Here is a 20,762-nt window from a genome sequence, read left to right as displayed (position 1 = left end):
TTGAAAAAGAGGACATACTATGTTTCAGTTCAAGATGGAATGATTTCGCAAAGCGCGGACGCTTCCCCTTGGGAGTTTGAAATTACGGCAAGCGATGAAGATGTCATCATTTTAAGAGAGTATTTTGATCAGATGCATTCTGAGGATTGGAGCAATTTTTTCCGGGCGCATGTGCCTGCTGTAGAGTACCATTATGACAGCTCCAATGACAAAATGGATGAGCTGCGGAAGGACATTTATTCAATGCTTTATCGTCTGGGCAATGAGGAAACAAAATCATTCATCAGTGAGCACGGCCTTGCTGAAATGAATTCGGTTGATTAAAAGGAACTCAGGCATTTTAAAAAGCGTGAAAAGGACGATACCGCCCGGGTTTGTCCGCCCTTGTATCCTCCTCATATGTATTGGGCAGAGCGAAAGGTGCACACGTTTTTAGCAAAAAAGATTTTCATGCTGGGAACTGGATAAAATCACAACCGAACGAACCAATATATGATATGATGAGTGGAAGAAGCAAGGAAACGGATTTGAGGGATTATGATGTACGAATTTAAAGATTATTACCGTAATACGGTTCAGCTTTCTTTTGAAAAACATCCTTTTTCACAGAAACCAAAGCATGTATGGGTGATCTGCCGCTATCAAAATCAATGGCTTTTAACAAATCATCAGGACAGAGGCTACGAATTTCCCGGCGGCAAAGTCGAGCCTAGGGAAAACGCCGAGGAAGCGGCTTTGCGGGAAGTGAAGGAAGAAACAGGTGCGGCGGTAAGGAAGCTGACATATCTCGGACAATATAAAGTTCTTGGCAGGGAAAAAGTGATTGTAAAGAACATATATTTTGCTGAAATCGATAAAATTGAAAAACAGGACACGTACTATGAAACGAAAGGTCCGGTTTTGTTGAATGACCTTCCGGAAGATATTGCCAAGAACAGAAAGTATAGTTTTATTATGAAAGATTCAGTCCTGACAATCAGTCTTGACAAGCTGAAAAAGGAAGGGATGGTCTAAAGAAAAGGCCCCGCGCAAGCAGGGGCTTTTTTGAATGATTACGTTCTTCCTTTCATCCATTTTCTTTCTAAAAGCTCGACGCCCTGATACATGATTGTTGCAAATACGGCGATAATCAAAAGGCTCAGCATGACAAGGGTGAAATTAAAAACTTGAAATCCGTAAATAATCATATAGCCGAGTCCTTGGCCAGACACTAAAAATTCCCCTACGATGACACCGACCCAGCTCAGCCCCACGTTTACCTTTAATGTGGAAATAATCGTCGGAATGGAGGCGGGCAGAATCACTTCTTTAAAAATCTCGCTTTTTTTAGCGCCGAATGTTTTCATGACCTTTAAATAGTTTTCATCAATCTCCTGAAATGAAGTATAGACCACAATAGTCGTAATAATGACGCTGATGATGGCGCCCATCGCAATGATGCTCGTGAGGCTGGGGCCAATGGCAACGATAAGAATGGGGCCAAGCGCAACTTTAGGCATTGCATTTAAGACGACAAGATATGGGTCCAATATGTTGGAGAGCCTTGGAAACCACCATAATAGAGCCGCCAGGAAAGTTCCGAGCAAGGTACCGGCAAGAAAGCCGAGAATGGTTTCAAACACAGTGACACCGATATGTCCAGGCAATGAACCATCACCCATTTTCTCCAGGAAAAGCGCCCAGACGGCTGAAGGGGAGCTGAAGATGAGCGGATCGATCCATGCCATGCGGCTGGCCGTTTCCCACAGTGAGAAAAAAATGATAAAAATCGCGGTTTGATAAAAGCGAACCCGTCTTTTTTCGGTTTGCTGCTTTTTTAAAAACGCCTGATGAAGGAAGTCAACTTTCTGTCTAGTGTTGTTCAAGGTGATTGAGCTCCTTCCATATGTTCTGAAAAAGGGACTGAAACTCCGGCTCCTGCCTTGCTTCAAACGGTGTCAGTATCTTTAAAGATTCAGGAACTGCAAAAGTTTTATGAATGGTGCCGGGCTGTTTTGAAAAAAGCAGAATCCGGTCGCTCATGGCTATGGCCTCTCCGATATCGTGGGTGACGAGAACGGCTGTTTTTTGATAGGAATTCAACGTGTTGAAAACCAAGTCTTCAAGGTTTAGTTTTGTCTGATAGTCAAGGGCTGAAAAAGGTTCATCAAGCAGGAGGATATCCGGATCGACGGCAAGTGTCCGGGCGAGTGCCGCTCTTTGTCTCATACCGCCTGAGAGCTCCTTCGGATATTTGTTTTCAACTTGATAAAGTCCGAGTTTTTCCAATAGATGGAGCGCAGTCTGCTTTGTTTCTGCATTGAGTTTTTTTGAAATATGCAAGCCGATTAAGATGTTTTCCTCAATTGTTTTCCAGGGAAATAAATAATCCTGCTGAAGCATGTAACCGATTTGCCGGTCTCTTTCATCGGGTTTCTGCCCTTCGATCAATACACGTCCTTCAGTTGGAGACACGATGCCGGCAATGATTGAAAGCAACGTCGTTTTGCCGCATCCGCTTGGGCCGAGAAAAGAAACAAATTGTCCCTTTTCGACTTCAATGCTGACATTTTCAAGTGCGGTTGTTTTTTCTTGCAGGGAAAAGTAAGTATGTGTGACATCCTGAACTTGTAAAAAAGACAATGCGGCCACCTCCTAGTGATTTTTTGTGACCTTTTCGGCGATCTTTGTATTGACCAGCTCTTGATGAGATGTTTGTTTCGGCAGCTCGCCGGCTTCATCCATAATGGCTTGCAGCTGATTCCATTCTTCTTCATCCAAAACAGGATTCAGCGCAAAAGATTGCTGCTGTTTATACCGCTCAATTGAGGATTCGATAATTGAAAGCTCTGTATCTTTAAAGTAATCTTGAATGCTCGCGGCGGCTTCTTTTGAGGAATGAGACTCAACCCAGTTTTGAGCTTTATAGATCGCGCGGGTGAATTTTTCAGTTGTTTCCGCGTTTTTCTTTAAGTAGCTTTCTTTTGCCATAAATGTCGTATAGGGAATCCGGCCTGATTCTTTGCCGAAGGAGGCGACAATGCGGCCGATGCCTTCTTTTTCAAAAATGGAGGCCTGAGGTTCGAAAAGCTGAACGTAATCGCCCGTTCCGGAAGCGAAGCTGTTTGGGATATTGGCAAAATCAATCGTTTGGATCAGGTTGACATCTTTTTTAGGGTCAATGCCTTTCTGTTTTAAGACAAATTCTCCCGCCATCTGCGGCATTCCGCCTTTACGCTGACCGAGGAAGGTTTTATTTTTCAGCTGATCCCAGTTGAATTCATCTGTTTTGTCGCGGGAGACAAGAAACGTTCCGTCCGTCTGGGTAAGCTGAGCAAAATTAATGACGGGGTCGCTTGCACCTTGCGCATTCACATAGATGGATGTTTCTGATCCGACAAGCGCGATATCGACGCCGTTGGATAACAGGGCAGTCATCGTTTTATCTCCGCCCCAAGTCGTTTTCAGATCGACCTCGATGCCTTCTTCTTTAAAAAAACCTTCTGATAAGGCGATATATAAAGGTGTATAGAAAACAGAACGGGTCACTTCCGCCAGCCGGACTTTTTCGGTTTTCTGTCCGCCGCAGGAAGCGAGGATAAACAGAATCAGGGTGAAGGATAATATGGTAAAAAAGAAACGCTTCAAACCGATTTCCCTCCTTTGATTTCGGTTGTTTTCGGCATAAAATAGTTTATGTTAAATGCAAAACAGGTGTGAGGGACAGCTGCGGATTAAAAGAGGTGACATGATTAATGTGGATAGAAAAAAGAAGATTCCCATCACCGAATAAACAAGTGCGACTGTTTTCCGTCACATATTTTTCGCAAGGACTCAAGGTCAAGGGTTTATTGGCGGAACCGGCCGCTTCCGGGCATTATGACGGGTTTTTGTATTTGCGCGGCGGCATTAAAAATGTCGGTATGGTCAGACCAGGACGGATCGTGCAGTTTGCATCACAAGGCTTTGTCGTTCTTGCGCCATATTACAGGGGCAATCAAGGCGGTGAGGGAGATGAGGATTTTGCCGGAGATGACCGTGAAGATGCCTTTGCCGCTTTCCGTCTGCTTCAAAAGCATGAACTTGTGAAAGATGAACGTGTTCACATATTTGGATTTTCCCGCGGCGGGATCATGGGCATTTTAACGGCTATAGAAATGAAATCAGCTGCTGCTTCATTTGTTTCATGGGGAGGTGTGAGCGATATGGTCATGACCTATCGCGAGCGCAAAGATTTGCGGCGGATGATGAAGCGGGTCATCGGCGGCACACCTGAAAAAGCGCCGTCTGCATACGCTTGGCGGAGCCCGTTTGACAAGCTGGACAGCATTGAAGCCCCGGTGCTATTGATTCATGGAGTGAATGATCAAAATGTTTCGATCGAACATGCCCGCCGTCTTGAACACGAGCTGATCCAAAAAAGCAAATCAGTTGAAACTTGGTACTACAATCCATTTACCCATTACTTTCCTCCGAGAGAAAACAGGCGGATTGTGAGAGAGCTCGCGCAATGGATGAAGAGCAGATCATGGACAAGGTATGATAAACTGAAGTGAACAGAGAAAAAGGAGGGGGATTTAGAGTGGGAATGCCAGTTGAATTCAATACGATGATCGTGACAAAAGGAAAAGAAACACGGGTTGAGGAAAATTTATTTACGCTTGAAAAAGAAGGCTATCGCGTTTACCCTCTTCATGTACCGATAGAAGTCAGAAAGACAAAGCGCGGCGATATAACCGGAACTGCCCATGCGGAGCGTCTAGAATGGTCGGACGGGCGCACTCATTTGACATACAGACTCGTTTCCTTAAATTCGACGAATTAAAAAAAAGCCAAGGCGCGTATATGACGTCCTTGGCTTTTTTGTATATTATGCAGGCGCATCCTCTTCATTTCCAAGCCCTTTTTTGGAAGTCAGCCTGTGAATGAGCATCGTGAGAGCGCCGTCTCCCGTAACATTCGTAGCAGTGCCCAAGCTGTCCTGTGCAAGATAAAGGGCGATCATTAAGGAAACGCTTGTTTCATTAAAACCGAGCATGGACTGCAAAAGTCCGGCCGCAGCCATGACGGCTCCCCCTGGTGCCCCGGGAGCCGCAACCATTGTAATACCGAGCATTAAAATGAACGGCATCATCATTGAAAAAGTCGGTGTCTGACCGTTTAGGATCATGACGCCCATTGCGCAGCTTGTCAAAGTGATCGTACTCCCTGACAAATGAATATTGGCCAATAGCGGGACCGCAAAGTCAGCGACTTTTTGGCTGGCTCCTGTTTTCCTCACTTGTCTGAGCGTCACCGGAATTGTTGCAGCTGATGACTGTGTGCCAAGCGCTGTAAAATAAGCCGGCGCCACAATTTTTAAAAGTGCGAGCGGATTTCTGCCATTGGCAAGACCCGCAGTCGTGTATTGAAGCAGGAGAATGACGAAGTGCAGCACAATAATCATAATAAATACTTTTGCAAATACGGATAAGATGGTCTGTACCTGGCCCCCGTACGTCATATTTGTGAAAATACCGAAAATATGAACGGGCAATAAAGGAATAATGATATATGAGATCAGCTTTTCAACGATCGTTTGAAATTCATCAAACGCATTTTTTAATGTTTTGCCAGGCAGGTAGGCAATACCGATACCCATGATAAAAGCGAAAATCAGCGCGCTCATGACGCTCATAAAAGGCGTCATTTCAATAGTGAAAAATCCGCTTTGCAGGACTTCTTCCGGATTTTTAAACTCTTGAAGCTGATGTCCGGAAATAATGGCAGGGAGCAGATTTGATCCGACCAGATATGCCAAAAGGCCTGCAATAATGGTTGAGCTATAGGCGATGCCGGCGGTAATGCCAAGGATTTTTCCCGCACCGCGGCCGATTTGTCCAATGCCCGGAATAATAAAAGCGATAATAATAAAAGGAATGACAAATTTAATAAAGCTTCCAAAAATATCATTGAACGTGGCGGCGGTTTTGACAAACCAAAGCGGTGCAAAGCTTCCAACGATAACACCAAGAACAATTGCCGTAATAATCCTCGGCAGTAATCCAAATTTCATAGATGTGTCCTCCTGAAATATACAAATGTTTTTAATATATTATCATATGAAAGCTTTCTTTTGTTAAAAATTAAAAAAGTCTGTATTTTCAAATAACAGCAGCGCATGATCACGCTGCTGCTGAATTTGCTTTAAACAAGAGGGCCCCCGGCTTTTTCAATGTCATCAGTATTGGAAAATTTTTTGAAATTCTTTTTGAATTCATTTGCCAAAAGGATTGCTTTTTCCTCATAGGCTTTTTCATCTGCCCATGTTTTTGCCGGTTCAAGCACCTGGTCAGGGACTCCTGGGACGTGTACTGGTGTATGAAGTCCGAAAATCCGGTCTGTCCTCATCTCAGTATGATCCAGCTCTCCTTCTATTGCGGCCTGCACCATCGCTCTTGTATGAGCCAGGCTCATTCTTTCACCGATACCGTAGCCTCCGCCGGTCCAGCCTGTATTGACGAGGAATACGCTGACGCCGTGTTCGTCAATTTTTCTACCGAGCATTTCCGCATATACATGGGCCGGAAGCGGAAGGAAAGGCGAGCCAAAGCAAGTTGAAAATGTCGCTTCAGGGGAGGTGATGCCGCGTTCTGTTCCGGCAAGCTTGCTCGTATATCCGCTTAGGAAATGATACATGGCCTGTTCTTTCGTCAGCTTGCTGATCGGAGGAAGCACGCCGAATGCATCTGCCGTTAGAAATACAATGGTCTGCGGATGCGCGGCAATGCTCGGTTTGACAATGTTGTCGATCGCATCTATCGGATAAGCGGCTCTTGTATTTTCCGTATAAAATGTATCAGAGTAGTCCGGCTCTCCAGTCTCATCGTCAACGACGACATTTTCCAGAACAGAACCGAAGCGGATCGCTTTATAAATCTGCGGTTCTTTTTCTTCGCTTAAATGAATGCATTTTGCATAGCAGCCGCCTTCAATATTAAAGACTCCTGTACTTGACCAGCCATGTTCATCATCACCGATCAGCTTCCGTTTCGGATCTGCTGAAAGCGTCGTTTTGCCTGTGCCTGACAAGCCGAAGAAGAGAGCGGTGCCGCCTTCTTCGCCAATGTTCGCCGAACAGTGCATCGGTAAAATGTTTTGTTCTGGAAGGAGGAAGTTCATAATGGAAAAAATCGATTTTTTCATTTCCCCGGCATATTCAGTGCCTCCGATTAAGATGGTCCTTTTTTCAAACGATACGATGATAAATGTTTCAGACCTTGTGCCATCAATCAGCGGATCGGCTTTGAAATTCGGTGCGGAAAGAATTGTAAAAGGTTTTTGACTCTCATTTTTTTCCTGGCCTTCTGGTCTGATGAACAGCTGTCTCGCGAACAGGTTATGCCAGGCGAACTCATTGACAACGGTGATCGGAAGCCGGTATTTTTCATCCGCGCCCGCAAAACCTTCAAATACATACAGTTCATCACGTTCCTTTAAATAGCTGACCACTTTTGTGTAAAGCCGTTCAAAAGCGGCTTCTGAAATCGGCTGGTTTACAGCGCCCCAGTCGACTTTCACTTTTGTGCTTTCTTCTTCCACGATGAATTTATCTTTTGGTGAACGGCCGGTATATGTACCGGTCGTCGCCCGTACGGCTCCTGAAGAGGTCAATACTCCCTCTTTGCGGTCAAGGATTTTTTCAACCAAGTGTGGAACGGATAAATTTAATTGAACGTTTTTGCCCGTTAATAACGCTTGTAAGTCAGTCGTTAAATCTATAGAGTTCATAAAAAACCTTCCTTTGCGAATTTTTTAATGTGTATAACATTAATGTAGAAATAGTATAACACATTTATTCTTATAGTCTATACTGTTTCTTCAAATTTCGTTCGGGTTTTTTCTTTAAAGAGATGACGCAAATTTTATCGGCCGATATTGACATGGCAAGCCATTTTAAGATAAGATATTTCATTGAGCGGATACTCTTATCCCGAGCTGGCGGAGGGACAGGCCCTATGAAGCCCAGCAACCGGTTTCTCTCTATATAAAGGATGTAAACAGCTTTTGAGATAACTACGGTGCTAACCTGATGCAAGGTGTTGAATACCTTGAGCGATAAGAGTGAAAGGCACGCAATACAAGACCCTTTCCTCAGTGAATAGGAAAAGGTTTTTTTATTGCATAAATCCATATACAAAAACTGCCGAAAAAAAATCATGCCTTCAGGATGAAGGTACTGGGCGTTTTTCACAGGACGTGAAAGGTTTTAGCCGAGTATCACCTAGCAGGATGAAGGTACTGGGCGTTTTTCACAGGACGTGAAAAGCTGCAGCCGGACAACCGTGCAGGAGAAGACTTGAGCTGCATCTGCAGAAGGGGAATACCGGCGCAGAATCTCGTTAAGAATAGAGAATATGGAAATTCTTTCAAAATGAGAGGGTATGAAGCCCGAGTACATCATGGGAACATAAGAGGGATGAGTTCCGTATCATATTTAAGGTCACGGCTGATCTTCATATACAGGAGGAAAATAAAATGAGCAAAAATCGTCGGTTATTTACTTCAGAGTCAGTTACGGAGGGACATCCGGACAAAATTTGTGATCAGATTTCGGATAGTATATTAGACGAAATTTTAAAGAAAGATCCGAATGCCCGCGTTGCATGCGAAACATCTGTGACGACCGGATTGGTGCTGGTAAGCGGTGAAATTACGACGTCAACATACGTGGATATTCCGAAAACAGTCCGCGAAACGATTAAAGAAATAGGATACACACGCGCAAAGTACGGCTTTGATGCTGAAACATGCGCGGTATTAACGTCTATAGATGAGCAGTCTCCTGATATTGCGATGGGAGTGGACCAAGCGCTTGAAGCTCGTGAAGGAGAGATGAGCGACGCTGAAATTGAAGCGATCGGAGCTGGGGACCAAGGTTTGATGTTTGGGTATGCCTGCAATGAGACAAAGGAACTGATGCCTCTGCCGATTTCTCTTGCTCATAAATTGTCCCGCCGTTTAACAGAAGTTCGGAAAGAGGAGATCCTTCCATATTTGCGTCCGGACGGCAAAACACAAGTGACCGTTGAATATGATGAGAATAATAAACCGATTCGCATTGATACAATCGTTATTTCAACACAGCATCATCCGGAAATTTCACTTGAGCAGATTCAGCGCAATCTGAAAGAACACGTGATTAACCCGGTTGTTCCAAAAGACTTGATCGATGAAAATACCAAATATTTTATTAATCCGACAGGCCGTTTTGTCATCGGGGGGCCGCAAGGAGATGCCGGCTTGACAGGACGGAAAATCATTGTTGACACATACGGCGGATATGCTCGCCACGGAGGAGGCGCGTTTTCTGGGAAAGACGCGACAAAAGTTGACAGATCTGCAGCTTATGCAGCGAGATATGTAGCGAAAAACATTGTGGCTGCAGGGCTTGCTGATACATGTGAAGTTCAGCTTGCTTATGCGATCGGCGTCGCTCAGCCTGTGTCCATTTCAATTGATACATTCGGCACAGGAAAAGCGAGCGAAGAGAAATTGATTGAAGTGGTTCGCAGAAACTTTGATTTGAGACCTGCCGGCATCATCAAAATGCTTGATCTGCGCCGTCCGATTTACAAACAAACGGCAGCTTACGGACATTTTGGACGCCTTGATCTTGATCTGCCTTGGGAGCGCACAGATAAAGCAGATCAGCTTCGCAAAGAGGCGCTAGGAGAATAACAACCGCATAGCCGCTTAACTAAGCGGCTTTGCTTTATTTTTCGACGGCGGCACGGGCTGCTATTAAAACTTGAAAAACTTCCGGATTTCATATGTTTGTTTTTTTATTGAAAACAAGTATTTTAATTTGAGCATTTTTCAAGTTTTTTGAAACGTTTTTCTTTAAATACATGTCTAATCAAGCAGCAGATCTTAATGTCTGCATGAAATTTTAAAAATCGGAGGCAATACTATGTGTGGATTTGTAGGGGTATTCAATCATCGCCCATCATCCGAGACAGCAGGCCAGGAAGAACTGATTAAACAAATGAATGAAATGATTGTACACCGCGGTCCCGACGATGATGGGTACTATCATGATGAGCATGTAGGCTTCGGATTTAGAAGGCTGAGCATCATTGATGTTGAAAACGGAGGGCAGCCTCTGTCTTATGAAGATGATTCCTACTGGATTATATTTAACGGAGAAATCTATAATTATATAGAACTGAAAGATGAGCTTCTTTCAAAGGGTTATAAGTTTCAAACCGATTCTGATACGGAGGTATTGCTTGCGACTTACCGCCATTATAAACAGGAAGCCGCATCAAAGCTGCGAGGAATGTTCGCTTTTTTAATCTGGGATAAAAAAGAACAGCTGCTATACGGTGCGCGCGATCCGTTTGGAATCAAACCGCTTTATTTTACAAAAACGGACGGACATGTCTATTTTGCATCAGAAAGAAAAAGCCTGATGCCTGTCGGAGCTGATTTGGAATTCAACGAAAAAGCTCTTCAGCAGTACACGTCTTTCCAATTTGTGCCAGAGCCTGAAACGCTTGATAAAAAGGTGCAAAAAGTAGAGCCTGGGCAGCAGTTTTCGATTCGCCCAGGAGAAGATATGCAGTTTAAGACGTACTGGAAAGTTCAATTTAAGCCGGTGCAGACGGAAGAAGACAAGCTTGTTCAGGAAGTAAGGGACGCTATATTTGATTCTGTTAAAGTGCATATGAGAAGCGATGTCCCTGTCGGTTCATTTCTGTCCGGAGGAATTGACTCTTCCTTTATCGTGTCTGTTGCAAAGCAATTTCACCCCAATTTAAAAACGTTCTCGGTCGGCTTTGAACATGAAGGCTTCAGTGAGGTTGACGTTGCAAAAGAGACCGCTGAGAGAGTCGGCGTCGAAAACTTCAGCGCGATCATTTCTCCTGAAGAATACATGAACGAGCTTCCGAAGATCGTCTGGCATTTGGATGATCCTCTTGCAGATCCTGCTGCCATTCCTTTGTATTTTGTAGCGAAGGAAGCGAAAAAACAAGTAACGGTCGTTCTGTCAGGAGAAGGGGCAGACGAGCTATTCGGCGGGTATAACATTTACCGCGAGCCGCTGTCGTTAAAACCGTTTGAACGGATTCCGTCTCCTTTGAAAAAAATGCTTCTTCACGTTGCTTCAGCAATGCCTGAAGGAATGAAAGGAAAAAGCTTTTTAATGAGAGGGTGTACGCCTCTTGAGAAAAGATATATCGGGAATGCGAAGATTTTTGAAGAAGGCATGAAATCAAAGCTTCTTCGCCAATATGACGGAAATATCTCCTATTGTGACGTGACTAAGCCGTATTTTGAAGAAAGCAAGTCCTACAGCGAAATCAACAAAATGCAGTATGTTGACATCCACACATGGCTGCGCGGGGATATTTTGCTGAAGGCCGATAAAATGACGATGGCCAATTCCCTGGAACTCCGCGTTCCGTTTTTGGACAAAGTCGTATTTGAAGCGGCTGCAAAAATTCCGGAAGAGCTGAAAACAAAAAACGGCACGACAAAATATCTGCTTAGAAAAGCGGCGGAAGGCATCGTACCTGAGCATGTGCTGAACCGCAAGAAGCTCGGCTTCCCTGTACCGATCCGCCACTGGCTGAAAAACGAAATGCATGACTGGGCCGTGGGCATCATTAAAGAGAGTGAAACAGATGCATATATCCATAAAGATTATGTGCTTCAGCTCCTTGAAGACCACTGCGCCAACAAAGCGGATAACAGCCGCAAAATCTGGACGGTTCTCATCTTTATGATTTGGCACAGCATTTTTGTCGAAAAGCGCTATGTGCCGGAAGAATTAAACCATCAGCCGAAAGAAGTCATCATTGTTTAAGACATTAAAAAAGGTTTTCGACTAGTCGAAAACCTTTTTTCTTTTTATGCGGGTCTTTCTCTGGAGCATTTGGCGAGCACACTTTCACATTCGATGAGGAGGTTTTCAAAAATGGCTTCCCAGGATTGAGTAAGGGCATAGTTTCTTGCTTCTTGTTCCATTCGTTTTTTTAATGACGCATGTAAGAGAACATGCAAAATATGTTTAGCGAAGGCTTCCGGGTTTTTTTGCTCTGCTAGATATCCGTTTTTGCCATTCCGAATAAAATCCTTCAGACCGCCGGAGTCTGCGCCGATCACAGGTGTTCCAGAGGCGAGCGCTTCAAGGGCGGAGTTTCCGAACGTTTCTGTGGGGGAAGGAAACACAAACAAATCTGAGCTGGCATAGATGCGTGACAGCTCTTCTCCTTTTAGATAGCCGGCAAACGTCATATTGTCGGGAGCCTGTTTTTCCAGTTCTTTCTTTAGCGGTCCGTCTCCGGCGATCAGCCAGTGGACATCTTTTTTCAATGAAGGGTGGTTTGCGATCTTAAGCAGTGTCTCCAAGTCTTTTTCTGGTGCAAGCCTGCCGACATAGCTGAGGATGTACGTCTCCTTGATGCCGTACCGGATGCGCACCCGTTCAGAGGTGAAAGACGGGTTGAACAGCGAGCCATCCACACCCCGCTTCCAGATCGAGAGGTTTCTAAACTGTTTAGCTTGCAGCTGCTTCAGCGTTTCATGTGAGGGAACAAAGATTTTTTGAAAGGATTTATGAAACCAGTGCATATACTTCCATAAAATTTTGGAAAACATTTGCAGGTCATAGTAGGAAAGGTATTGGTCAAAATCGGTATGATACGATCCCACAATGGGGATGTTCCATTTTTTCGCAAGTTTCAGCCCCGCCAGGCCGATGTTGAATGGTGTAGCAATGTGAATGAGATCGGGATGGAAAGCGCGAAGTTCAGATTTCATTTGGATGAGGTTTGGAAGAGCCATTCTGCATTCGGGGTATAGGAAAAACGGCAGACTGGTGAAACGGCGGATGTGGCTTGAAAATTGCGTTTCATGTGTGCTTTCAGGCGCAAACACTTTAAATGGTATTCCTTTGTTCTCGAGATAGTCTGTGTACCTTTTTAAGGTCTTGGCACAGCCGTTGACATCTGGTGTAAACGTGTCAGTGAAAATCGCTATTCTCATCGTTTCCCCTCCTGATGATTGTTTCTAAAGGGCTTGCATAATCTTGGAAGAAACGGTTCGCTCACAACATCATACATGACAGCACTCCGACCGAAACGCCCAGGATCATGCCGACAAGTACATCTGACGGATAGTGAAGGCCGAGATAGATTCTTGAAAGACCGACACTGATTCCAAGAGGGATTAATAAAAGCGCCAGTATCGGAAAGAATACGACTATCGGTGTAATCACAGAAAATACAGCTGTCGTATGTCCGGATGGAAAGGAATGATCTTTTAGCGGGTCTTTTAAAACCTGTGTTTGTTTCAGCGTCATATACGGCCGTTTTCTCGGATAGAGCTTTTTAATGAGCACGACTTGGAGATGGCCGATCAGGAGTGCAATGGCGGCAGCGGCTCCGGCCAGGCGAACGCTTCCCGCTCCGAAAATGATCAGCGATAAAGAAGCCAAAATCGTGCAGAAAGCTCCTCCTAAATGGGTTGAAGAGCGAAAGTAGCAATTTAATGTTTTTTGATGAAACAAGCTGTTCATACCGAGGAAAATTCGGCATTCAAAGTTGTACATGCCGATCATCAGTTTATTCAGCGTGATAACCCCCTTAAACGAATGGTAGCTTCTCTTTTATTGTAAAAAATGAATGTTTAGCAATTGATAAGGATTTGTAAAGATTTTCGAAGTGAAAAAAAAGCCGCAGAAGCGGCCGGAAAGGTTTTTGCTTAATTTATGACTAAAAAAATGGTAAAGTTGTAGCAAAGCTAATCTTTCTGTTGAAGGGATTTGTAGTACTGACCTTTTTCAATATACTCCTTGCGAATTCTTTCCATATCCTGTTTGTCACGATCGGTTAACGGACGAATCACTTTGGCGGGTCTGCCAAAAGCGAGATGAAACGGTGGGATTTTTTTTCCCGGCGGGACAAGGCTGCCTGCGCCGATAAAAGCGCCTTCCCCGATCTCGGCTTCGTCAAGAATAATCGATCCCATTCCAATAAGGGCATGCTTTCGAATCACAGCGCTATGCAATGTGACCTGGTGGCCGACCGTCACGCCATCTTCGATCAAGAGAGGGCGGTTCGGACTTTGATGCAGACAAGAAAGGTCTTGAATATTAACGCCTTTTCCTATCCGGACAGGTGCGACATCGCCGCGGATAACAGAGGAGAACCAGATGCTTGACTGCTCTCCGATTGTCACGTCTCCGGTGATGCACGCGTTTTCGGCAATAAATGCGGTTTCATGAATAGCGGGTTCTGTATTTTTATAAGGGTAGATCATCGATCTCTTCCTTTCATTCGGTGTTTTTCAATCAAATAGCGTGAGGTGGTCAGCGTGTGGTGCATGGAAGCGGAAAGACCTGTTGCTTCGATTGTGATTGTTCACGGTGCATGTGAACATCACGGCCGGTATAAATGGCTTTCTGAGATGTGGCGTTCATCCGGGTACAATGTCGTGCTGGGCGATCTGCCCGGCCAAGGTACTTCAACGAGAGCAAGAGGACATATACGCTCATTTCAAGAATATATTGATGAAGTAGACAAATGGATAGACAGGGCGAAAGCCTTTCAGCTGCCGGTGTTTCTTCTCGGCCACAGCATGGGCGGGCTCATTGCGATCGAGTGGTTTAAACAGCATGAGAACGGTATTGCCGGTCTCATTTTATCATCCCCTTGTCTCGGACTGCAATTAAAGCCGAACAAATTCCTTGACTTCATGTCAAAGGGGCTCAATGTTGTCGCTCCGTCCCTCAGATTTGAATCAGGGATAACACCTGATAAAGCGACGAGAAGTAAAGAAATCATCGAAGTCGACATCAACGATTCATTATATATCACAAAAGTTTCCGTCAGATGGTATCAGGAAATGTTAAAAGCTTTGAAAAGCGCGATGGAGCCGACCGACGTTTTTCTCAACGTCCCATTGCTTGTCATGCAGGCGGGCACGGATTTTCTCGTCGATAAGAACATGGTGGTCAAGTGGTTTGATCAGCTTGTTTCACACAATAAGACATATAGGGAATGGGATGGCTTGTATCATGAAATTTTCAATGAGCCTGAACGGGAGGACGTTTTTAAAGCGGCAAAAGCGTTTGCAGAACAATATCTTTAATGGAGGTGCATTCTTTGTCAGTACCGGAGCATCCTTTTGGACTAATGGCTAAAGTATACAGAGAGGTTTTTCCGCTCGTCCATCAAGAATTGGACAAATGGCGGGCAAAGGCTGAAAATATTCAGAATCCAGAGCTGAAATCGCAGGCGATGGCAAGCATCAGGGATAAAACCTTTCACTGTGAAGGAGGCGGCATTATGGCGCTTCTTTCAGGCAAACAAATCGGGCAGTCGATTCGGTTTATTACCGCCTATCAAACGATAAGCGACTATCTCGATAATTTATGCGACCGCAGCACATCTCTTGATCCGGATGATTTCACCATGCTTCACCAGTCAATGAAAGACGCTTTGACTGTCGGAGCCGAGCTGAAAAATTATTACCGATTCAGAGAAGACCAGGAGGACAAAGGCTATCTGCACGATTTGGTCAAAACGTGCCAAGATGTGCTGGCTGAGATTGAACACTATGATTTAATCAAGGATCATCTGCTTGAACTTTGCAGCTATTACTGTGATCTTCAAGTCCATAAGCACGTCGTTGAGCATGAGCGCGTTCCGCGGCTTGAGGCCTGGTTTAACGATTATAAATCCGCTTTGCCTAAAATGGAATGGTATGAGTTTTCAGCATGTGCCGGTTCAACGCTGGGGATTTTTTGTTTAGTATCGTATTCCGTACATCAGGATTTTACAAAAGAGATGGCCGGAAAAATTCGCGACAGTTATTTTCCGTACATACAAGGGCTGCACATCCTGCTTGATTATTTAATTGATCAAGAAGAAGATTTGATCGGCGGGGATTTGAACTTTTGCACATATTATCCATCCCATTCAGAGATGATGGAAAGGCTCGAATATTTCATCGAAATGGCCGATGAGCATTTGCGCGGCATTCCGCATGAAAACTTTCACCGCTTGATCAACAGGGGCCTTCTAGGGGTTTATTTATCAGATGATAAGGTCGCCGGGCAAAAGGAGATCGGCCGGCTGGCGAAAAGGCTGATCAAAGCGAGCGGCAAAACATCTTTCTTCTTCTATATCAATGGAAGAGCCTATCGTAAAATTCAAAAAATGCCCTGGATTAAAAGCTCATAAGTTCCCGGGCTGCAAAGAAAAAGCTCAAATCATTTGCTGATTTGAGCTTTCTTTTCAATGGCAATGATAAACGGCGGGTCATTTCGCTGATTTAAATATTGATAAGAAAGGACGCGGGCCGTGTCCTGGTCGATTGATGCACAAAACTCAAGGAGGTCATTCTTTTCCCGCTTTCCTTCCGGGTGGCCGTGATAAACGACCAAAACGATCAGCCCCTCCTCTTTTAGAACCTCTAAAAGCTGTTTGATGCTTGAGATGGTTGACTCGCTTCTCGTCGTCACCGCTTTGTCGCCCCCAGGCAGATATCCCAGGTTAAAGATTGCTGCCGCCACTTTACCCGTGACCTCAGCCGGGAGCGAAGAGATCAGCTCATCATGGCTTTTTTGGAACAAGGTGACCCTGTCCCGGTATTTTTCACCAAGCCTTTCCGCGGTCATTGCCAGAGCAGACGCTTGGATGTCAAAGGCATAGACATGTCCGCTTTCTCCGATGAGTTCAGCCAGAAAATAGGTGTCATGACCATTCCCCATTGTCGCGTCCACGACAATGTCTCCTTCTCCGGCGGCTGTTTTCAGCAGTTCTTTTGAGTATGGCAGAATTTTTTTTAGCTTCATCTTGCGGCTTCCTCTTTTATTTTGTTGAACCGTCTGCCCTGATAGCTGCCGCGCTTTTCAAGCTCACCGTTAATCGCATTTAATACTTCCCATTTATTGACGCTCCACATCGGTCCGACCATTAATTCAATCGGTCCGTCGCCAGTTATTCTGTGGATGATCATGTCCGGTGGCAGAATTTCAAGCTGGTCGCAGACAAGCTGGACATACTCTTCTTGAGAAAGAAACGCCAATTTGCCTTTTTCATATTGCTTCACCATTGGAGTCCCTTTTAAAAGGTGCAATAAATGAATTTTAATGCCCTGGACGTCCAAATCGGCAACCGCTTTTGCCGTTTCCATCATCATGCCGTAGTCTTCCTGCGGAAGGCCGTTAATAATGTGAGAGCAGACGCGTATACCGTGTTTTCTCAACTTATTGACGCCTTCGACATAACATTGGAAATCATGGGCGCGATTGATCAAGTCAGCCGTCCGTTCATGAACGGTTTGCAGCCCGAGCTCCACCCAAAGGTATGTCCGTTCATTCAGCTCTGCAAGATATTCGACGACATCATCAGGCAGGCAATCCGGCCGTGTGGCGATCGAAAGGCCAACTACACCGTCGAGGCCGAGTACGGTTTCATATTTTTCGCGCAGAACGTCGACAGGGGCATGCGTGTTTGTAAATGCCTGAAAATAGGCCATATATTTGCCGTCTTTCCATTTTTCATGCATTCTGTCGCGAATTTCATTAAATTGAGTGATGAGGTCATCAGCACGGTTCCCTGCAAAATCGCCGCTGCCTGCGGCACTGCAAAATGTGCATCCTCCGTGCGCGACCGTGCCGTCGCGGTTCGGGCAGTCAAAGCCGCCGTCAAGAGCCACTTTAAAGACTTTATGTCCGAAATGATTTCTTAAATGATAATTCCATGTATGATATCGTTTTTCACTGTTCGTATATGGAAAAGGGTTGTTCTGATGCAAATTTAGCAGATCCTCCTTTTAGTAGATGCCATCCTAAAATTGTAGCAAATAAAAACGATGAGAACAAATCAATTTCTCCATTATTTTCATTATTGATCAGCGTCTCGTCTGGCCAAACTATATGCGATGGAATTTTTCCATTAAGGAGGGGTTTTCTTTGGCTACAAGGCAATCCGTCGGAGAACACATCCAAAGAAGCGAAGATGCTTATGAGTATGCTTTATCTCAATTTGAAACAGCAAGCAAGCAGGAGCATTTCAATGAGACAGAGTACAGCGATGCGCAGCTGATGCTTGAAGACGCAGTCAATGATTTAAATAAGCTTTCATTATTTTCCAATGAACAGCAGAGGGAAGAAATTTACCGCAAAAGGCTTCAGCTGCAAACCCTTCAAAATAATATGATCCTGCAGAGATCGTATGAAAGGCCCCTTTAAAGGGGGTCTTTTTTTGCTTTGCATTTTTAAAAAAGCAGTTGACAATAGAGCCAGTTGTCTATAATGTATTAGGTGTACTATTTGAAGTAATACAATATATACACATATCAGAAGGAGCTATCTCTAATGAGTAAACAAAATAAAAAAGAAAATGCACATATGCTGGTACTGGCGTTTATCATCGCCTGTTCCTTCCTGTTTGTTCTTGCATCCCTCGGTTTTGCGATTCAAGAAAACATAGGAAATGTGTTTTTTATGAAAAGTTGATGAGATTGAACGAGAAAGAAGGGAGATAGATGATTCAAATCGATCCGAGAAGCTCAACCCCAATCTATGAGCAGATCATTCAGCAGATGAAAGAGCTTTGTTTAAAAGGGATGATCAAGCCTGGAGATAAACTTCCTTCTGTCCGAGAACTTGCAACCATTATCATTGCAAATCCGAATACGGTCAGCAAAGCCTATAAAGAACTTGAGCGCGAAGGGATTATTGAAACATTGCGGGGAAGAGGGACGTACATTTCAGAAAATGCAAAAGTCACGCTTGATGAAGGGAAGATCGCGATGATTAAAGAGCAGTTAAAACAGCTGATCATCGATGCGCATTACGCCGGTGTTGACATTAAAAAGCTGCAGGAGTGGATGACGGAAATCAGCGATGAAGTGAAAGGAGGCGAAATGAATGATTGAGTTAAAGCATGTGTCAAAAACAATTGATGGAAAAGAAGTGCTCAAAGACATCTCTTTAAAGCTTGAACAAGGAGAGATTTTCGGGCTGCTCGGCAGAAACGGCTCCGGAAAAACGACGCTTCTCAGGCTCATCCAGCAAATCCTTCTGCCTGATCAGGGAGACATCTATTTTGACAGCGTCAAAATAAAGGATCACCCGCTTGTAAAACGCAACATCGTGTACATGCCGGTGCAAAATACGTACTTCGACAAATACAATTACAAGCAGCTCGTCAATATTTTGCGTAACATTTATCCGGACTTTGATGTTACATACGCAAATGAATTAATGAATAGATACGATATTCCGGAAACAAAAAAGTACAGGGAATTGTCTACAGGACTGAAAAAACAAATGTCACTCATTCTTTCTTTCGCCATCCGTCCGGCCGTCATATTGCTTGATGAACCGACAGACGGCATTGATGCGGTTACAAGACATGATGTCCTCCAGCTGATGGTTGATGAAGTGGCCGAACACCATACAACGATCCTGATTACCTCCCACCGTCTCGAAGATATTGAGCGGATGTGCAGCCGAATCGGATTTCTTGAAGACAATACATTGTCGAATGTCATGGATCTTGATGATATGAAAGGCGATTTTATCAAAATTCAAATGGCTTTCGAAGAAGATGTTCATTTGAAAATCAGGGAAAGAAAAATACCTGTCCTGGATCATACAGGAGTATTTTATACAGTGCTTATTCCGAAAGAAGACGATGTGAGCAAACAATTTCTTAAAAGTTTGTCTCCAAAGGTTTGGAACGAGCTTCCGGTCAGCCTAGAAGAAGTATTTATCGCGAAGTTTGGAGGGAAGCGAAGATGGTAGACCGCGGACTGCTATATCAAGAATGGAAACAGCATTTTTGGATCATTTTGGTTGTGTTTGCAGCTGTTATGCTGAGTGAACCGCTGTCGATTTTGAATGATTATTTTCAGTATCAAAGCTGCCTTGCTGATCAGAAAAAATTTCCTGATTTGGAATGCGTTTTTTATAGAGATTATGAGATGAGCGGTGTTATGAGAATGTTCTGGGTTGGCGGAATCGCGCTTGCGCTGAGCCAGATCGGGTTTGAACGAAGCAGAGGAACGCTTGAATTCACACTCGGCCTCCCTTATAAGCGCGGCCTCATTTTCAATACAAAGTATTTCTTTGGCACGTCAATCCTTTTGACGGCACAGCTATTATCTTACTTTTTATCATATGCCTTGATTGTTGTATTAAAGGCAGAAGTCATTCATTTTCATGCATATTTTATCGGGTCTGTGATTTTCTGCTTTATGGTTTACTCGCTCGTCATGGCAGCGGGCGCGATGACAGGCAATCCATTGGCACAGCTGATCGTAGCTTTTTCAGCATCGATTCTTCCGTATTTGCTGATCGGGCTGCCGGTAGCCAATGTGCAAATTATTCTACACTTTTTAGGCAACGATGAATCTTTCCTTTTTCTTGAAAGCAATATGATGAATTATATAACACCGGTTGCTTATCTCGATGGTTTCGGTGTCAAAGAGGGCAACATGCTTATAACGCTGATCCCGCTTGTCATGGGCATCTTGTTTTATATCATCGGATCCTTTTGTTTTGTCAACCAGCCTATCGAGCGGAACGGACACTTTTTCCTTTGGAAGCAATTAGAGCGGCCGATACAAATCCTCGTGATTTTATTTGGAATCTTTGGGTTTGGCATGGCCGCATCTTCAAGCATCTTAAGCTATATTTTCGGCATGATCATCGGATCGGCTGTCGGATTTTTAATCAGTTACTTCTTGATTTTCAAAAAAATAAAGCAGCTGTAATCATT

The 20,762-nt window shown here is 44.3% G+C and carries 23 protein-coding genes and 1 riboswitch; of the genes, 13 read left to right on the top strand and 10 right to left on the bottom strand.

Annotated features, from left to right (window positions below; genetic code table 11):
* Positions 1–324 (top strand): hydrolase, encoded by a 324-nt coding sequence (locus tag RBH91_RS16920; RefSeq protein WP_307892305.1) that lies wholly within the window; start codon positions 1–3, stop codon positions 322–324.
* Between the two features lie 216 nt (positions 325–540).
* Entirely contained in the window at positions 541–1,014 is a 474-nt protein-coding gene (gene ytkD / locus RBH91_RS16915) for an RNA deprotection pyrophosphohydrolase (protein WP_307892304.1), read from the top strand.
* Between the two features lie 38 nt (positions 1,015–1,052).
* Here ytkD and RBH91_RS16910 read toward each other — a convergent pair whose 3' ends face one another.
* The 3 genes from RBH91_RS16910 to RBH91_RS16900 are packed head-to-tail and all read right to left on the bottom strand — an operon-like array spanning position 1,053 to position 3,627.
* On the bottom strand, positions 1,053–1,865 hold the full coding sequence (locus RBH91_RS16910; RefSeq protein WP_307892303.1) for an ABC transporter permease: 813 nt from the start codon (positions 1,863–1,865) through the stop codon (positions 1,053–1,055).
* The gene (locus RBH91_RS16905) at positions 1,852–2,622 is read right to left on the bottom strand and encodes an ABC transporter ATP-binding protein (protein ID WP_307892302.1); all 771 of its coding nucleotides are present in this window, start codon (positions 2,620–2,622) and stop codon (positions 1,852–1,854) included. Before RBH91_RS16905 ends, RBH91_RS16910 begins: the two co-directional genes overlap by 14 nt.
* A 12-nt stretch (positions 2,623–2,634) precedes the next feature.
* Positions 2,635–3,627 (bottom strand): ABC transporter substrate-binding protein, encoded by a 993-nt coding sequence (locus RBH91_RS16900; protein ID WP_307892301.1) that lies wholly within the window; start codon positions 3,625–3,627, stop codon positions 2,635–2,637.
* A gap of 107 nt (positions 3,628–3,734) precedes the next feature.
* Here RBH91_RS16900 and RBH91_RS16895 point away from each other — a divergent pair, with 107 nt between their 5' ends.
* Positions 3,735–4,535: an alpha/beta hydrolase family protein gene (locus tag RBH91_RS16895; protein ID WP_307892300.1), complete on the top strand. Its 801-nt coding sequence runs from the start codon at positions 3,735–3,737 to the stop codon at positions 4,533–4,535.
* Positions 4,536–4,561: 26 nt separating this feature from the next.
* On the top strand, positions 4,562–4,804 hold the full coding sequence (locus RBH91_RS16890) for a DUF2584 domain-containing protein (protein WP_076761359.1): 243 nt from the start codon (positions 4,562–4,564) through the stop codon (positions 4,802–4,804).
* Positions 4,805–4,849: 45 nt separating this feature from the next.
* On the opposite strand, the gene RBH91_RS16885 is transcribed toward RBH91_RS16890, so the two are convergent.
* Positions 4,850–6,034 carry a dicarboxylate/amino acid:cation symporter gene (locus RBH91_RS16885; RefSeq protein WP_307892299.1) on the bottom strand — a complete coding sequence of 395 codons (1,185 nt, stop codon included), beginning with the start codon at positions 6,032–6,034 and terminating at the stop codon, positions 4,850–4,852.
* 131 nt (positions 6,035–6,165) lie between these two features.
* Positions 6,166–7,749 carry a phosphoenolpyruvate carboxykinase (ATP) gene (gene pckA / locus RBH91_RS16880; protein ID WP_307892298.1) on the bottom strand — a complete coding sequence of 528 codons (1,584 nt, stop codon included), beginning with the start codon at positions 7,747–7,749 and terminating at the stop codon, positions 6,166–6,168.
* A gap of 194 nt (positions 7,750–7,943) precedes the next feature.
* Positions 7,944–8,083: riboswitch (SAM riboswitch) on the top strand.
* Positions 8,084–8,496: 413 nt separating this feature from the next.
* Between pckA and metK the strand changes: the two genes are divergently transcribed.
* On the top strand, positions 8,497–9,699 hold the full coding sequence (metK, locus tag RBH91_RS16875) for a methionine adenosyltransferase (RefSeq protein WP_307892297.1): 1,203 nt from the start codon (positions 8,497–8,499) through the stop codon (positions 9,697–9,699).
* A gap of 232 nt (positions 9,700–9,931) precedes the next feature.
* Positions 9,932–11,830 (top strand): asparagine synthase (glutamine-hydrolyzing), encoded by a 1,899-nt coding sequence (gene asnB / locus RBH91_RS16870; RefSeq protein ID WP_307892296.1) that lies wholly within the window; start codon positions 9,932–9,934, stop codon positions 11,828–11,830.
* A gap of 44 nt (positions 11,831–11,874) precedes the next feature.
* Here the strand turns inward: asnB and RBH91_RS16865 are convergent, their stop codons facing one another.
* The 3 genes from RBH91_RS16865 to RBH91_RS16855 form a co-directional block, all read right to left on the bottom strand.
* Positions 11,875–13,011 (bottom strand): glycosyltransferase family 4 protein, encoded by a 1,137-nt coding sequence (locus RBH91_RS16865; protein ID WP_307892295.1) that lies wholly within the window; start codon positions 13,009–13,011, stop codon positions 11,875–11,877.
* Positions 13,012–13,072: 61 nt separating this feature from the next.
* Positions 13,073–13,585 (bottom strand): phosphatase PAP2 family protein, encoded by a 513-nt coding sequence (locus RBH91_RS16860; protein ID WP_076761365.1) that lies wholly within the window; start codon positions 13,583–13,585, stop codon positions 13,073–13,075.
* 182 nt (positions 13,586–13,767) lie between these two features.
* The gene (locus RBH91_RS16855; RefSeq protein ID WP_307892294.1) at positions 13,768–14,286 is read right to left on the bottom strand and encodes a gamma carbonic anhydrase; all 519 of its coding nucleotides are present in this window, start codon (positions 14,284–14,286) and stop codon (positions 13,768–13,770) included.
* A gap of 63 nt (positions 14,287–14,349) precedes the next feature.
* Here RBH91_RS16855 and RBH91_RS16850 point away from each other — a divergent pair, with 63 nt between their 5' ends.
* A complete protein-coding gene (locus RBH91_RS16850) occupies positions 14,350–15,117 on the top strand; it encodes an alpha/beta hydrolase (protein ID WP_404802518.1) in 768 nt (255 codons plus the stop codon).
* A 14-nt stretch (positions 15,118–15,131) separates the two neighbouring features.
* A complete protein-coding gene (locus RBH91_RS16845) occupies positions 15,132–16,211 on the top strand; it encodes a tetraprenyl-beta-curcumene synthase family protein (RefSeq protein WP_076761368.1) in 1,080 nt (359 codons plus the stop codon).
* Positions 16,212–16,240: 29 nt separating this feature from the next.
* Here RBH91_RS16845 and RBH91_RS16840 read toward each other — a convergent pair whose 3' ends face one another.
* Both RBH91_RS16840 and RBH91_RS16835 read right to left on the bottom strand, forming a co-directional pair.
* Positions 16,241–16,825, bottom strand: coding sequence for a tRNA 5-(aminomethyl)-2-thiouridylate-methyltransferase MnmM (locus tag RBH91_RS16840; RefSeq protein WP_307892293.1), 585 nt, complete (start codon positions 16,823–16,825; stop codon positions 16,241–16,243).
* Complete coding sequence (locus RBH91_RS16835) at positions 16,822–17,790, bottom strand: tRNA modification radical SAM protein MnmL/YtqA (RefSeq protein WP_076761370.1); 969 nt, start codon at positions 17,788–17,790, stop codon at positions 16,822–16,824. Before RBH91_RS16835 ends, RBH91_RS16840 begins: the two co-directional genes overlap by 4 nt.
* A 157-nt stretch (positions 17,791–17,947) precedes the next feature.
* On the opposite strand from RBH91_RS16835, the gene RBH91_RS16830 reads away from it, so the two are divergent.
* The 5 genes from RBH91_RS16830 (at position 17,948) to RBH91_RS16810 (ending at position 20,757) form a co-directional block, all read left to right on the top strand.
* Complete coding sequence (locus RBH91_RS16830; RefSeq protein WP_307892292.1) at positions 17,948–18,226, top strand: YtzC family protein; 279 nt, start codon at positions 17,948–17,950, stop codon at positions 18,224–18,226.
* Positions 18,227–18,352: 126 nt separating this feature from the next.
* Positions 18,353–18,493, top strand: coding sequence for a hypothetical protein (locus tag RBH91_RS16825; protein WP_307892291.1), 141 nt, complete (start codon positions 18,353–18,355; stop codon positions 18,491–18,493).
* A 29-nt stretch (positions 18,494–18,522) separates the two neighbouring features.
* Positions 18,523–18,915, top strand: a complete 393-nt coding sequence (locus RBH91_RS16820) for a GntR family transcriptional regulator (RefSeq protein WP_076761372.1) — start codon at positions 18,523–18,525, stop codon at positions 18,913–18,915.
* The gene (locus RBH91_RS16815) at positions 18,908–19,786 is read left to right on the top strand and encodes an ABC transporter ATP-binding protein (RefSeq protein ID WP_076761373.1); all 879 of its coding nucleotides are present in this window, start codon (positions 18,908–18,910) and stop codon (positions 19,784–19,786) included. The genes RBH91_RS16820 and RBH91_RS16815 overlap by 8 nt, the downstream gene beginning before the upstream one ends.
* Positions 19,780–20,757, top strand: coding sequence for a permease (locus tag RBH91_RS16810; protein WP_307892290.1), 978 nt, complete (start codon positions 19,780–19,782; stop codon positions 20,755–20,757). The genes RBH91_RS16815 and RBH91_RS16810 overlap by 7 nt, the downstream gene beginning before the upstream one ends.
* The last annotated feature ends 5 nt before the right edge of the window (positions 20,758–20,762 follow it).

This window comes from Bacillus swezeyi (genome assembly GCF_030908325.1).
GTDB classification, from domain to species: Bacteria; Bacillota; Bacilli; order Bacillales; family Bacillaceae; genus Bacillus; species Bacillus swezeyi.
Note: the sequence above shows the minus strand (reverse complement) of the source record. Positions and strands in the feature narration are given on the sequence as shown.

Coding starts and splice junctions, on each gene's coding strand:
- ytkD (WP_307892304.1), top strand. CDS start 541: ATGTACGAATTTAAAGATTATTACCGTAATACGGTTCAGCTTTCTTTT.
- RBH91_RS16895 (WP_307892300.1), top strand. CDS start 3,735: ATGTGGATAGAAAAAAGAAGATTCCCATCACCGAATAAACAAGTGCGA.
- RBH91_RS16885 (WP_307892299.1), bottom strand. CDS start 6,034: ATGAAATTTGGATTACTGCCGAGGATTATTACGGCAATTGTTCTTGGT.
- pckA (WP_307892298.1), bottom strand. CDS start 7,749: ATGAACTCTATAGATTTAACGACTGACTTACAAGCGTTATTAACGGGC.
- metK (WP_307892297.1), top strand. CDS start 8,497: ATGAGCAAAAATCGTCGGTTATTTACTTCAGAGTCAGTTACGGAGGGA.
- asnB (WP_307892296.1), top strand. CDS start 9,932: ATGTGTGGATTTGTAGGGGTATTCAATCATCGCCCATCATCCGAGACA.
- RBH91_RS16865 (WP_307892295.1), bottom strand. CDS start 13,011: ATGAGAATAGCGATTTTCACTGACACGTTTACACCAGATGTCAACGGC.
- RBH91_RS16860 (WP_076761365.1), bottom strand. CDS start 13,585: ATGATCGGCATGTACAACTTTGAATGCCGAATTTTCCTCGGTATGAAC.
- RBH91_RS16855 (WP_307892294.1), bottom strand. CDS start 14,286: ATGATCTACCCTTATAAAAATACAGAACCCGCTATTCATGAAACCGCA.
- RBH91_RS16850 (WP_404802518.1), top strand. CDS start 14,350: ATGGAAGCGGAAAGACCTGTTGCTTCGATTGTGATTGTTCACGGTGCA.
- RBH91_RS16840 (WP_307892293.1), bottom strand. CDS start 16,825: ATGAAGCTAAAAAAAATTCTGCCATACTCAAAAGAACTGCTGAAAACA.
- RBH91_RS16825 (WP_307892291.1), top strand. CDS start 18,353: ATGAGTAAACAAAATAAAAAAGAAAATGCACATATGCTGGTACTGGCG.
- RBH91_RS16820 (WP_076761372.1), top strand. CDS start 18,523: ATGATTCAAATCGATCCGAGAAGCTCAACCCCAATCTATGAGCAGATC.
- RBH91_RS16815 (WP_076761373.1), top strand. CDS start 18,908: ATGATTGAGTTAAAGCATGTGTCAAAAACAATTGATGGAAAAGAAGTG.
- RBH91_RS16810 (WP_307892290.1), top strand. CDS start 19,780: ATGGTAGACCGCGGACTGCTATATCAAGAATGGAAACAGCATTTTTGG.